The organism is Streptomyces sp. NPDC057271 (assembly GCF_042668715.1).
GTDB lineage: Bacteria > Actinomycetota > Actinomycetes > Streptomycetales > Streptomycetaceae > Streptomyces.
Genome location: NZ_JBHUYJ010000100.1, coordinates 16,067 through 29,088 on the forward strand (window position 1 = coordinate 16,067; position 13,022 = coordinate 29,088).

At 73.4% G+C, this 13,022-nt stretch carries 10 protein-coding genes; 3 read left to right on the plus strand and 7 right to left on the minus strand.

Going from position 1 to position 13,022, the window contains the following annotated elements; translation table 11 throughout:
• Positions 1-28 precede the first annotated feature (28 nt).
• From ACFUJR_RS31730 to ACFUJR_RS31760, 7 genes are all read right to left on the minus strand, one after another.
• A complete protein-coding gene (locus ACFUJR_RS31730; protein ID WP_383173079.1) occupies positions 29-814 on the minus strand; it encodes a class F sortase in 786 nt (261 codons plus the stop codon).
• The gene (locus ACFUJR_RS31735; protein WP_383173078.1) at positions 801-1,643 is read right to left on the minus strand and encodes a hypothetical protein; all 843 of its coding nucleotides are present in this window, start codon (positions 1,641-1,643) and stop codon (positions 801-803) included. The genes ACFUJR_RS31730 and ACFUJR_RS31735 overlap by 14 nt, the downstream gene beginning before the upstream one ends.
• Positions 1,644-1,847: 204 nt before the next feature.
• Complete coding sequence (locus tag ACFUJR_RS31740; protein WP_383173077.1) at positions 1,848-4,046, minus strand: molybdopterin oxidoreductase family protein; 2,199 nt, start codon at positions 4,044-4,046, stop codon at positions 1,848-1,850.
• 76 nt (positions 4,047-4,122) lie between these two features.
• The gene (locus tag ACFUJR_RS31745; RefSeq protein WP_383173076.1) at positions 4,123-4,854 is read right to left on the minus strand and encodes a TetR family transcriptional regulator; all 732 of its coding nucleotides are present in this window, start codon (positions 4,852-4,854) and stop codon (positions 4,123-4,125) included.
• Between the two features lie 24 nt (positions 4,855-4,878).
• The gene (locus ACFUJR_RS31750; protein WP_383173074.1) at positions 4,879-6,156 is read right to left on the minus strand and encodes a hypothetical protein; all 1,278 of its coding nucleotides are present in this window, start codon (positions 6,154-6,156) and stop codon (positions 4,879-4,881) included.
• Complete coding sequence (locus ACFUJR_RS31755; protein ID WP_383173072.1) at positions 6,153-7,007, minus strand: hypothetical protein; 855 nt, start codon at positions 7,005-7,007, stop codon at positions 6,153-6,155. The genes ACFUJR_RS31750 and ACFUJR_RS31755 overlap by 4 nt, the downstream gene beginning before the upstream one ends.
• Positions 7,004-9,256: a right-handed parallel beta-helix repeat-containing protein gene (locus tag ACFUJR_RS31760; protein WP_383173071.1), complete on the minus strand. Its 2,253-nt coding sequence runs from the start codon at positions 9,254-9,256 to the stop codon at positions 7,004-7,006. The genes ACFUJR_RS31755 and ACFUJR_RS31760 overlap by 4 nt, the downstream gene beginning before the upstream one ends.
• 150 nt (positions 9,257-9,406) lie before the next feature.
• Here ACFUJR_RS31760 and hmgA point away from each other — a divergent pair, with 150 nt between their 5' ends.
• The 3 genes from hmgA to ACFUJR_RS31775 all read left to right on the plus strand — a co-directional run bounded on the left by hmgA (position 9,407) and on the right by ACFUJR_RS31775 (position 12,933).
• A complete protein-coding gene (gene hmgA / locus ACFUJR_RS31765) occupies positions 9,407-10,729 on the plus strand; it encodes a homogentisate 1,2-dioxygenase (RefSeq protein WP_383173069.1) in 1,323 nt (440 codons plus the stop codon).
• 61 nt (positions 10,730-10,790) lie between these two features.
• Positions 10,791-11,540, plus strand: coding sequence for a GntR family transcriptional regulator (locus tag ACFUJR_RS31770; protein ID WP_383173068.1), 750 nt, complete (start codon positions 10,791-10,793; stop codon positions 11,538-11,540).
• 178 nt (positions 11,541-11,718) lie between these two features.
• Positions 11,719-12,933: a type ISP restriction/modification enzyme gene (locus ACFUJR_RS31775; RefSeq protein WP_383181729.1), complete on the plus strand. Its 1,215-nt coding sequence runs from the start codon at positions 11,719-11,721 to the stop codon at positions 12,931-12,933.
• The last annotated feature ends 89 nt before the right edge of the window (positions 12,934-13,022 follow it).

Below are 13,022 nucleotides of genomic sequence, written 5' to 3' on the forward strand. Positions count from 1 at the left end.
GCCCGCGGGACGACGGGCGGCGCGCGCCTCAGAACTGCCGGGCGACGTCCGTGAGATGGGCGAAGACGACGACGTTCGACTCGTAACCCTTCTTGGGGTCGAAGGAACCGCCGCAGGTGAGCAGCCGCAGTTCGGCGCGGTCCGTGGAGCCGTACACCTCGCGGTCGGGGAACTCCTTCTTGGTGTAGGTGCGGACCTTGTCGACCGTGAACACGGCGACCTTGCCGTCGGCCCGCGCGATGCGGACGGTGTTGCCGCGGTCGAGCGTGTCGAGGTTGAGGAAGATGGCCGGCCCGGTGCGGGTGTCGCGATGGCCGACGACGATCGCCGTGCCGCGCTCGCCGGGGGCGGGACCGCCCGCGTACCACCCGACGATCCGCGGATTCTCGATCGGCGGCGTGGCGAGCTTCCCCGACCGGTCGAGCCCGAGGTCGATCACCGGCGCCTCGATCGTGATCGAAGGCACGGCGATGCTGGTGGCGCGTGACCGGGTCAAGGGCGCGGGCGACGGCCCGCGCGGCCGTGCGGGCTTGGGCGCGACCTCGGGCGCGGGCTTGGGACCTGACTGCGCCTTCGGCTTCTCGTCGGGATGCCGCCCGAGCGGCGGCCGGGCGGCGGACGGTGCGGGCGCCCCGTGCGCGGCGGCCTGTTCCGAGGCCGCCCGGTCCGCGGCGGCGGCCGGCGGGCCGGACGGTTCGTCGTCCTGGACCCACCAGATGCCGCCGCCGACCAGTGACAGGGCCACCACCACGGTCCGGGCGAGCCGGAGGAGGCGACGCCGCCTGCGCGTGGAGCGGAACCTACGAAGCGCCATGCGTGCGGCGACGCGCCCGGCGGACGAGGATCAGACCCGCCGTACCCGCGAGGCCGGCGGCGAGGGCGGAGGCGACGCCGAAGACGGAGCCGTCGTCGGAGGACTCGGTCGTGGTCGCGGCGACAGCCCCGCCGCCACCCGCGCCGACGGGGCCCTGCGGGGGCCTTCCACCGCCGCCGTTCCATCCGCCCTCGCTGCCGTTCTCCCTGCCGCCACCACCTCCGCCGCCTCCGCTCCCCCCACTGCCGCTGCCGCTCCAACTGTTGCCGGAACCGCCGCTGCCGTTGCCACCGTTCGCGTTGCCGTTGGTGGCGTTGACACCACTGCCGTTGGCACCGCTTCCGTTGACGCTGCTTCCGTTGCTGCCGCTGTTGCCGTTCGCCGAGGTGCTGGTGATCTCGTCGCAGTCGACCCGGAAGTCCCTGCTCTTCCTGGTGCTGGTCTGCCCCTCCCAGGTCCACTCGACTCCGTACGCGCCGTCGACGAGCGTCAGGTCAGGGGTGATCCCGCGGCCCGTGGAGTCGATCGTGATCGTGCCGTTCGTGGTCACGCTGTCCACGGGTCGCTGCGGGGAGATCGTCCAGCTGAGTTGCTGCACCCCCTCGAAGTCGAAGGCGGCGAGATAGAACGTGCAGACCCGGGGCTGGGTGGTCTCGCTGTTCACGGCGGTGCGGCGGGGCTCGTCACGACCTCCGGCGTGGTGGATCTTGATGTCGCCGTTGTCGCCGGGCGCGGCGAACGCGGCCGGGGCACCGGCCAGGCCGACACCGCCGAGGGCGAGCGACGCGGCGGCGATGGACAGCAGGGGACGGGCTGCGAGAGTGGCCATGGGGGTTCCTCCAGTCATGAAGACATCGGACTATGAGCCGATTATGTGACTATCTGTCATGACGTAGGCACGGAGGGTATCACCGACGTGGTGACACCCTCCGTATTCACTCCCCCGGCCGACGAGCCGTCGCCAGGTGATTCCGAGGAGGAGCCCCGCCGCGAGGACGACCGGCGAGGCGGACGCCGCCCACTTCCCGGAGGATCACGGCAGGGGCGCCAGCTCCACGGGGAAGCCGTTGAGCACGGCGGTGCCCGAGAGCGGGTCGAGGCGCGAGCCGTCGAGGAGCTGGTTCACGTTGACCCCGGGGCGGGCCTCGGCGACCGCGAGGCGGGTGCCGGGCCGGTCGTGGCCCCAGCCGTGCGGCAGGCTCACCACCCCGCTCCGTACGGCGTCGGTGACCTCCACCTCGACCTCCAGGGCACCGCCCTCGGCCGCGATCCGGGCGGGTTTGCCGTCGGCGAGGCCGAGCCGGTCGGCGTCGGCGGGGTGGACCTGGAGGGTGCACCGGTTCGAACCGCTGTTGAGGGAAGGCGCGTTGTGCAGCCAGCTGTTGTTGGACCGCAGATGGCGGCGGCCGACGAGGACGAGACCGCCGGGCGGGGCGGCGAGGGCGGCGCGCAGCCGTGGCAGGTCGGCGGCGATCGGCCAGGGGAGCAGTTCGACGCGTCCGCTGCGGGTCCTGAGGAGACCGGGGAGGCGCGGTTCGAGGGGGCCGAGGTCGATGCCGTGCGGTGCCCGGAGGAGGTCGTCGAGGGTGAGGTCGTACGGGCCGAGGCGGAGCATCAGGTCGAGGCGCCGTTCAGGCCCGGTGGTGCCCCTCAGCTCGGCGGCGACGGCCTTGGGGTCGGCGCCGTGGACGGGTGAGTGCTCCTGGGTGACCGCCTTGGCGAGCATCGTGTCGATGGCGAGGTCGTCGACTGCCGAGGGCGGGGCGCCGTGCATGCCGCTCACGGCGAGGATCAGCCGTGCGTGGATCTCGCACTCGTCCATGCGTCCGTCCTCCAGCGGGACGACGGCCGGGGTGAAGCGGACCTGGTTGCGGACGGCGAGGCCGTTGAAGGAGAAGTCGAAGTGGGCGCTCCGCGAGGGGGGCGGCGGAGGCAGGACGACGTCGGCGTGGCGGGTGGTCTCGTTGAGGTACGGGTCGACGGCCACCATCAGGTCGAGTGAGCCGAGCGCCCGGTCGAGGCGCAGCCCGTCGGGCGCGGAGAGGACGGGGTTGGCGGCGACGGTGATCACCGCGCGGATACGTTCCTCCCCCTCCGTCTCGATCTCCTCGGCGAGCGCGGCCATGGGGAGTTCCCCCTTGGCCTCGGGATGGCCGGAGACCCTGCTGCTCCAGCGGCCGAGCGCGAAGCCCTTGCCGGGGGCCGCCGGTCGGGGAGCGGGAGCGGTCGCGGCGAGCGGGAAGAGCGCGCCGCCGGGGCGGTCGAGGTTGCCGGTGAGGACGTTCAGGACGTCGACGAGCCAGTTCGCGAGCGTGCCGTAGGCGACGGTGGAGCTGCCCATCCGGCCGTAGACGGCGGCGGTGGGCGCGGCCGCGAGTTCCCGGGCGATCGTTCGGATGGTGGCCGCGTCCAGGTCGCAGGCGGCGGCGACGGCCTCGGGCGTGAACTCCCGTACCGCCTCGCGTACGTCGTCGACGCCCTGGACCCGGTCGGCGAGCGGGTGGCCGGGGTCGGCGAGGCCCTCGGCGAAGAGGGTGTGGACGAGCGCGGCGAGGAACAGGGCGTCGGTGCCGGGGCGGATGGCGACGTGGCGGTCGGCGAGCCGGGCGGTTCGGGTGCGGCGCGGGTCGACGACGGTGAGGGTGCCGCCGCGCCTGCGCAGCGCCTTGAGCTTGCCGGGGAAGTCGGGGGCGGTGCAGAGGCTGCCGTTGGAGTCCAGGGGGTTGGCGCCGAGCATCAGCAGGTGGTCGGTGCGGTCCAGGTCCGGGACGGGGATGGCGAAGGGGTCTCCGAAGAGCAGCCCGCTGGAGACGTGCTTGGGCATCTGGTCGAGGGTGGAGGCGGTGAAGAGGTTACGGGTCCGCAGGGCGCCGATCAGCAGGGGCGGGTAGAGGCCGCCGGCCATGGTGTGGACGTTCGGGTTGCCGAGCACGAGGCCCACCGCGTTCGGTCCGTACGTCTCGATCAGCGGCCGGATCCGGGCGGCGATCGTGTCGAACGCCTCCTCCCAGCCGGCCTCCTGAAGGGTGCCGTTCTTGCGGACGAGGGGCCCGGTGAGCCGGTCGGGATCGGCGTCGACCTCGCCGAAGGAGGCGCCCTTGGGGCAGATGAACCCCTGGCTGAAGACATCGTCACGGTCTCCGCGGGCGCCGGTGATCCGGGTGCCGTCGAGAGTCAGGGTCAGCCCGCAGGTGGCTTCGCAGAGCGGGCAGATGCGCAGGGCGGTGGACATGGCGGCTCCCTGGGGCGACGGCGGTGACGCGCGGGCACCAGCGAGCATACCGACCGGTACGCACGTTGGGGAGGGGTCAGCTCAGCGAGGGCGCGAGGTAGGCGTAGAGGAGTTGGCGGGTCTCGGCGATGAGCGCGGGGTCGCCGGTCGGGACGGTACGGAAGGCGAGCTGGAGCAGCGCGTCGGCGGCCTCGACCCCGACAAGGACCTTGCGGCGCAGGGCGTCGTCGGCCGCGCGGTCGAGGTGGGTGGCGAGGAGGCCGCAGAGGCGGCCGGCGACGAGGTGGTTGGCGTCCTCGGCCTGGACCGCCCCACCGGCGCCCTCCGCACCCGGGACCCCGGCGCCTGCTTCCGCGGCACCGGCGGTGGCGGCGGCGGTGCCGGTGGTGGAGACGGCGGCTGCGGCGCCGGCGGTGGTGGTGGCGGCGGTCGGCGCGGGGACGCCGAAGTCGACGAGCGCGAAGCCGGGAACGGTGCGCTTCATGGCGATGTACTCGTCCAGGACGCTGTCGATCGCGCTGTACGCGTCGGCCTTGCCGACCGCGGCGAGGCGCGCGCCGATCCGCTCGGCGTAGCGGTCGAGGTTGCGGTGGGCGAGGGCGTCGGCCATCGCGCGCTTGTTGCCGAAGAAGCGGTAGACGGATCCGATGGGGACGCCCGCACGGGCGGCGACGGCACGCGTACTCAGCTGCTCGTAGCCGGTCTCGTCGAGGAGTTCGGCGCAGGCGTCGAGGATCCGGGCGAGGCGCTCGGCGCTGCGCTGCTGGACCGGGGTGCGGCGGAGGGAAGGCTGGGGCACGGGGTCCATGATGCCGCCCCGCTCCTGGTCGGGTCAGGCGATGAGCAGTCCGATGCCTCCGAGGGTGTACGCGATCATCAGCGCGAACAGGGGCAGTTGCCCGGCCACGGCGCGGGCGGGCGGGAACAGGCGCACGGAGCGGTCGTGCGCGGCGACGACGCCGAGGACGTGTCCGGTGACGATCGCGGCGACCTGGAAGGTGGCGAGGGCGTCCGGGGCCAGGGGCGGGGCGGGCGCGGGGGCGTTGTCAGTGCCCGCTGCCATCATGACGGTACGTGGTCCTTCCGTCACGAAGAGCGTGAAGTAGTGGGCGGCGAGATAGCCGAGGGCGATGGGGACGAGGGAGTGGGCGAAGGAGGTGAGGGGCGTGGCGAGTTCGCGGGACATCAGGCGCAGGGTGCCTGCGCAGAGAGCGTAGAGGGCGGCGACGAGGGCGACGGCGGCGAGGAGGCCGAGGGTGGCGGTGACGGTCGGGCCGAGGGGTGAGGTCTGGAGGGTGGTGATCCAGCGGGGGTTGTCCGAGAAGCCGTCGTAGGCGGTGGAGCCGAGCAGGACACAGACGGTGCCGACGAGTCCGGGGGTCTGCGGGGTGGAGTCGAGGCTGTCGAAGGGTGAGCGCAGGACGAGCCGTCCGTCGGCGCGGCGGCCGAGGGGGGAGAGCCGTGCGAGGAGGGAGGAGTAGACCTCGAAGGGGTCGGCGTGGGCGAACCAGTCGGGGCCGTGGCGGGCGGCACCGAGGAGCCCGAGCGCCGTGAGCGAGGCGAGGAAGACCAGGAGGGTGGCGGAGGAGGCGGGGTCGGGGGCGACGAGTTCGAGCCAGGCGAAGAGCAGGAGTCCGGCGGCGGCGGGCCGGATCCCGAGGCTGGGAGGCAGGGGGCGGGGGTTGCGTGGGGTTGGGAGCACGGCGTTCAGGGCGCGCAGGGGGTTGAGGAGGCGCCAGACCGGCCCGAGGAGGAGGGAGGCGGGGACGAGTCCCACCCAGAGGAGGACGTAGACGGCCCCGGGCGCGGGATTGCGGTCGGGGTCGTCGGGACCGAGGAGGAGGTGGAGCACGACGGTCAGGGCCGCCGCCGCGCCGGCCACGCGCAGGGCGGTGCGGGTGGCCGGGGCGTCGACGAGGCGCTGGACGGCGCCGGGCAGCGGGCGGCCCGCCCGGTCGCCGCGGAAGCGGGAGGTGGGCCAGAGCAGGCCCAGGGCGAGGAAGGAGACGAAGAGCGCGGCGAAGGCACCCGCGTAGGCGTAGAAGGGCGCGAGCGGGAGGTCGTGCTGGGAGCCGATGCCGTGGGCGAGAAGGCGGGCGGGCGCGGTCATCGGACGACGAGTTGGGTCAGGAGGAGCCCCGAGTCGTGGGTCTCGACCTCGAAGAGGCCGGTGCGGTCGACGGTGAGGGTGAGGGAGCCGGGTGTGCCGGGGGCGAGGGGCAGTTCGCGGTCGTAGCCGTGGACGTGGAGGGTGTCGGCGCGGTCGCTGGTGACACGGAGGGTGAACCGCTCGCCCTTCTTCAGCTCGATGCGGGAGGGGGGTGGCTGGACGGACGATCCGTCGACGGTGATCTCGACGGTCCGGCCGGGCGCGGCCGTCGTGGGCGCGGGGGGCGTGGGGGCGGTCGCCGCGGACGGGCCGGACGGGGTCGGGGCGGCCGAGGCGGGGGCGGAGTTCAGGGCGATGGTGGTCTCGACCGCTCTGCCCGCGACCGCCCAGGCGGTGTGGTCGTCCGCGTGGAGGCGGACGGTCAGGGTGCGGGCGCCGGGCGGGACGTGATGCCAGGGTCCGTATACGCGGTCGGTCTCCTTGCCGTCGACGAGGAGACGGGCGTACCCGCGACCGGGGATGGCCGCGCCGCCGACGCTCTCCGGGGTGAAGCGGAACCTCTCCACGGCGAGGTGGATGTTCCAGCCGCCCTCGGTGTCGGGCCTCGTCTCGACGCGGACGGAGGGCGCGCCCTCGGCGGGCACCTCCCGGAGCCGGTGCCCGCCCTCGTCCTTCACCGCGAGCAGCCTGCCGCTGCCCGCGGTGGCCTCCTGGTGACTGGTGCCGGGCTTGTGGTGGGTGGTGGCCCGCCCTCCGCACCCGGCGGCGGCCAGGGCGACGGCGAGGACGACGCCCGCGAGGGCGGCGGACCGGCGGCCGGCGGTCGCCGTGGCAGGCGGCCGCCGCCTCACGACACACCCCCGTCACGGCCCTCGTACCCGCGGCCTTCGTTCCCGTCACGGCCCTCGTACCCGCGGCCCCCGTACCCGCGGCCTTCGTTCCCGTCACGGCCCTCGTACCCGCGGCCCCCGTACCCGCGGCCTTCGTTCCCGTCACGGCCCCCGTACCCGTCACGGCCGTCGCGCGCGGTCGCGGTGACCGGTGGCGGTCCGGGGTCCGGGGTGGGTTCCCGGTGGCCCGCTCCCCCGGGCGCGCGCCGGCCCGCGACCGTCACCGCCCACAGCACCCACACCACGGCGAGGAGGCCGCGCAGCCAGGCGGGGCCGAGGGGGATCCAGGGGATCATCAGGACCGCCTTGTCGAAGGCGTCGAGGAGGGTCAGCGCGCCCAGGGCGAGGGTGGTCCAGGCGAAGGCGGGGCGGGTCGGGCGCAGGGTGAGGCCCAGCACCGTCCACCAGACGCCGATCAGCAGGAGCGCCACGGCCGGGAGGGGGCCGGGCGCGAGGCCGAGCGTGGAGCCGGCCACGTCCAGGACCAGGCCCGCGAGACCCAGCGCGGTCGCCACGCCCGCCGGACGGCTGCCACGGAGCCTGCGCCACCACAGGGCGCCGCCGACGAGGGCCAGCACGACGGCGATCCCCAGGGCGAGCTGCGTCTCGACGCGCTGGATCCCCCGCGCGCCGTACCAGTCGCACCCCGCGGGCAGCCGTCGCGCCTGGACGTTGTAGTCGGCGCACACCAGGAGGTGGGCCAGCTTGGACGGTTCACCGACGAGCCGGTCCGTGCCGCCGGAGACCTCGCCCCGGCGCTTCCCGCACTCGGGCAGGGCGCCGGGGGTGGACGCCCCGGACGCCTCGCCCTCGGACTGCCAGCAGTTGCCGCCGCCCTGGCCGTCCCACCACACGTCCGTGCGGTTGGGGCGCGAGGCGCCCGACCTGTCCACGCCCAGGTGGTTGCCTGCGTAGCGGTTGTGGTGGGAGGTGTCGGTCTGCTTGCCCCAGGCGGACTCGCCCCGGATGAAGGCGGGTACGGCGCTGAGGAAGAAGGCGGCGCGCTGGTGCCCGTACACCCAGTTGTTCTCGTACAGGTTCCAGTTGCCGCCGGCCGTGATGATGCCGGTGCCCGGCGGCATCGAGATCTGCGGGCAGACGACACCCTGCTCGTAGCCGCGCTCGACGGGCGGCTTGGCGCAGGTGCCGTCGGCGACGTACCGGTAGTAGTTCTGGTTGTTGTCGTGGATCAGGTTCCGTTCGAACCGGGCGTGGTTCTGCGGGAGCCCGGGGTGGCCGGGGAAGGCGGAGTCCATGGAGGCGCCGCCCATGTTGTGGTCGAACTCGTTGTCGTGGACGTAGACGGAGTCACCGGCCGTGCCGCTGTAGCCGACCATGTTGTGGTGGCTGCGGCAGCCGGTGATCTCGATGGAGTAGCGGGGGACGTCGTAGCCGCGGCCGTTGTTGATGTCGGAGGCCGAGCCGGGGTAGATGCCGGAGTCCCCGTTGCCGTACGACTCGCAGTTCTTGTAGAGGCCGTGGTCGGAGGCGAAGGTGAGGAAGCCGTACTCGTCGTTCCACCGGGTGAGCACGTCGTCGATGACGAAGCCGTCGGCCGCCAGCACGTACAGCGAGTTGAAGGTGGTCCGCTGGGCGGTGAAGTTGCGGAAGTAGACGCCGTCGGAGCCGTCGGCGCGCAGGGCGTTGAGCTTCGTGTACTTCGCGTCGATGATCACGTCCAGGCGGGAGGCGCCGGTGCCTTCGATCTGGAGGTTCTTCTTGCCGAGGATGGCGACCAGGTTCTGGTTGTGCGGGCACTGCTTCTGCTGCTCGTACGACAGGATCTGGTAGCCGAGCGCCGACTCGGGAGCCTTCAGCGCGGCGCAGGCGCCGGTCGGCGCGGGCTGTGAGGGCTCCTCCTCGTAGAGGCCGGGCAGGACGGCGATGGTCATGCCGGGCCGGTCGACGGCGTCGACGGCCTGCTGGAGATGGCGGAACCCGCTCCGCGCACACCGCTCGAACAGGGCCAGGTTCCGGTCCTTCAGCTCCGCCGGGAAGCGGGAGACCCGCCGGGTGAAGCCGGCCCGGTCGGTCTTGCAGACCAGGAGATCGGGTTCCCCGGTGCGGAGCACCGGCACGCTGCCGGAGCCGTCGGGGAAGGCGACGGGCCGCTCTTCGTGGGCCTGGGCCCCGGGGGCGGTGACAAGGGCGGCGGCGAGCGCCGCGAGAACGACCGAGAGCGCGACAAGGAGCCTGCGGGTCCACGACATGGGCGTGAGAGTAGAGCAATGTTCATCTTTTGGAACCCCTCGTGCACACATCACGTCGAAGCGACCTCGTCGGATCCCGTTGACGCGAGCGGGCGCGGAATCCTACGGTCATGCATAGGATTGTTTTGGGCGTCAGGACAGGAGCGTGCGATGACCACGGAGAACACCGAGCGGGCGAGAAAGACGGCCGACGGACTCCAGTACTCCACCGGCTTCGGGAACGAGCACGGCTCGGAGGCCGTACCGGGAGCACTGCCGCACGGACGCAACTCGCCGCAGCGCGCACCCCTCGGCCTCTACCCGGAGCAGCTGAGCGGCAGCGCCTTCACCGAGCCGCGCGCCCACAACCGCCGTTCGTGGCTCTACCGCGTCCGCCCGTCGGCCGCGCACCCGCCGTTCACCCGGATCGACAACGGCGCCGTCCGTTCCGCGCCGTTCACCGAGACCGTTCCCGACCCCAACCGGCTGCGCTGGAACCCGCTCCCCGACCCGGCGCCGGGCACGGACTGGCTGGCCGGCCTCTGGACGCTCGGCGGCAACGGCGACGCGGCCCAGCGCATCGGTATGGCCGTGCACCTGTACCACGCGAACGCCCCGATGGAGCGGGTCTTCAGCGACGCGGACGGCGAGCTGCTGATCGTCCCCGAGCGCGGCGGCCTGCTCCTGCGTACCGAACTCGGCCTGCTCGCCGTCCACCCCGGCGAGGTGGCGCTGATCCCCCGCGGTGTCCGCTTCCGCGTCGAGCTCCTCGACGACAGCGCCCGCGGTTACGTCTGCGAGAACTACGGGGCGCCGTTCCAGCTCCCCGACCTCGGCCCGATCGGCGCCAACGGTCTCGCCAACGCCCGCGACTTCCGCGCCCCCGTCGCCGCCTACGAGGACGTCGAGGGCCCGGTCGAGGTCGTCAACAAGTACTGCGGCAACCTCTGGTCCGCGACCTACGGCCACTCCCCGCTCGATGTCGTCGCCTGGCACGGCAACCACACCCCGTACGTCTACGACCTGCGCCGCTTCAACGTCATCGGGACGATCTCGTACGACCACCCCGACCCGTCGATCTTCACGGTCCTCACCTCCCCGACCGACACCCCCGGGCTCGCGGGCGTCGACTTCGTGGTCTTCGCCCCGCGCTGGCTGGTCGGCGAGGACACCTTCCGGCCGCCGTACTTCCACCGGAACGTGATGAGCGAGTACATGGGCCTCATCGAGGGCGCGTACGACGCCAAGGCCGAGGGCTTCGTCCCGGGAGGCGGCTCGCTGCACAACATGATGTCCGCGCACGGCCCGGACCGGGAGACGTTCGACAAGGCCAGCGCCGCCGAGCTGAAGCCGCAGAAGATCGACGACGGCCTCGCGTTCATGTTCGAGACCCGCTGGCCGGTCACCGCCACCGAGCAGGCGGCCACGGCCGACCACCTGCAGAAGGGCTACGACGACGTATGGCAGGGTCTTGAGCGCCACTTCCGGCCGTAGAGTCTCGTCGTCCCCGAGCCTCGTCGTCCCCGAGCCTCGTTGTCGTCGTACGGAGAACGCCGTGACCGCCTTCGCCCCCGACTCGCTGGTCCTGAACCGCAAGCTGCCGCTCTGGTATCAGGTCTCGCAGTCGCTGCGCGCCTCCATACTGGGCCGCACGCCCGACGCCTCGCTGCGGCTGCCCACCGAGGAGCAGCTCGCGGCCCACTACGGCGTGAGCGTGCTGACGATGCGCCAGGCCCTCAAGGAGCTGGAGGAGGAGGGCCTGATCAGCAGACACCGGAGGCGGGGCACGTTCATCGAGCCGGGCGCGCGGCGCTCCACCCCTCGCCGGCTGCTCGGCTCGATCGACGCGATCGTGGCCCAGCAGTCCGGCGAGCGGACCACCGTCCTCGGCCACGGCACCGAGCCGGTGCCGGGCGAGCTGGCCGAGTTCTTCCCCGATGTCACGGAGGTGGTCGCATACAAGCGGCTGCGGCGTGACGGGGAGAGCGGCGAGCCCACCAACTGGGCGGAGAACGCGGTACGGCCCGAGGTCGCGGCCGGGCTCGACCCGGCCGACCTGGAACGCTGGCCTATGACGAAGGTGCTGCGGGACGTGATGGGGGTCCGGATCAGCCGGATCACGGACACCGTCGAGGCCCGGCTCGCGGACCCCGAGACGGCGGCGCTGCTCCAGGTGCCGCTGCTCTCGCCGATCCTGCACTACACGGGCGTCACCTACGACGAGGACGGCCGGGTGGTGGACGTGGCCCGGATCCGGTACCGGGGCGACCGGTTCTCCTTCACGGTGACGGTGGAGGCGCACTGAGCCCCCTCGCCAGGCCCTGTCGTCGAAGTCTCGCCTGGCCCGCGACGCCCGGCACCGCACCTCGCCGCGTTGTCGGAGCGCCCGAGTACGTCCAGTGGTCGGGCGCCCCTCCGCCTGGCGATGCACGGCACCGGACGCCGCGGGCCCTGCCAGCGCCACTTCGACGACAGGGCCTAGCATCCGGGGCGTGACCGAAGACGTACCGCTGGACGACGCGCCCCTCCTGGACGAGCTGATGCCGTGGTCCGTCGGGCCGTTGCGGCTCGGCCGGTCCTGGATCGTGGCACCCGACGCCCGTACGCTGCGGGCGCGCTGGGACCGACTGGTCGGGGCGGAGGGTGCCGAGCGCGAGGAGCTGTTCCGGCCCAGCCGGGCGCGGACACCGTCGAGCTCCGTGGCCGCGCTGCCCGGGCAGCGGACCGGCACCGTCCGGTTCACCCGTGAGTGCGGACCGTGCCCGGAACCGGTACGGCTCGCCCACGGTCCGTTCGACGAGCGGTGGCTGCTCCCCGACCACCGCCTCATCGACACGGCCCGTCCCGAGCTGTGGCGGGTCGCCGACGAGCGGCAGCTCTTCGCCGTGGAGCAGGGGTACGTTCCGGGCGGGGCCGGTCCCGCGCTGCTGGTGACGGCCGTGCTGCCCGCGGGACGCTCCCCAGCCGGGCGCCCGGGCCGGATCCGCCCGCTGTTCCGGCGCCCCGGGGCCGAGGAGCCGAACCTCGCGCCCGGTCTGCTGCCTCTGCTGAGCGAGCGGTACGGCTGTCGGGTCACCGCCCATGACGTCCTGGCCTGGGCCGTGGCTGCCGCCCGGCCGTCCTCCGCCGGCTGTCGTGTCCCGCTCCCGGCCCGCCCGGACGTCTGGTCCACGGGCGTGGAACTGGGCCGGGGGCTCACGAACATCCAGCTGCGGGGCGCCCGAGGCGGCGAGCGGCCCCGTCTGCCGGGCGGTCGCCGCCCCTATGTGCGCGCGCCGATCCCGGCGCGGCCGGCCACGCTCGCCTACGAGCCCGGGGAGGAGACCCTGAGCCTCGACGACGGCCGGATCTCGCCCGTGCCGGCCGAGGCCTGGGAGTTCCGGGTCGGAGGCGTACGGATGCTGGAGCAGTGGTTCGCGCACCGGACCGCGCCCGCCGAACCCGGCGGCCTGGAAGCCATCGGTCCGGCGGCCTGGCCGCAGGAGTGGACCTCGGAGCTCCTGGAGCTCGTCACCGTCCTCGCGCTGCTCGCCGAGCGGGACCGGGCGCGCACCGCGCTCTGGGCGGAGGGGCCGTGGCTGTCCGGGGCCGTGCTGCGGGACGCGGGCGTCCTGCCCGTACCGGACGCGGCCCGCCGCCCCGCCTCCGTACTGGACCATCAGGAGGAGGGCCCGGAGGGCCAGTTCGCGCTGCTCTAGGCCCGGACTTCGCACATGGTGTTTCAGGTGTCCAGCCAGCGGGGGCGGGTTTCGTCGATGCCGAGTAGTGCGAGGAGGTGGGCTTGAAC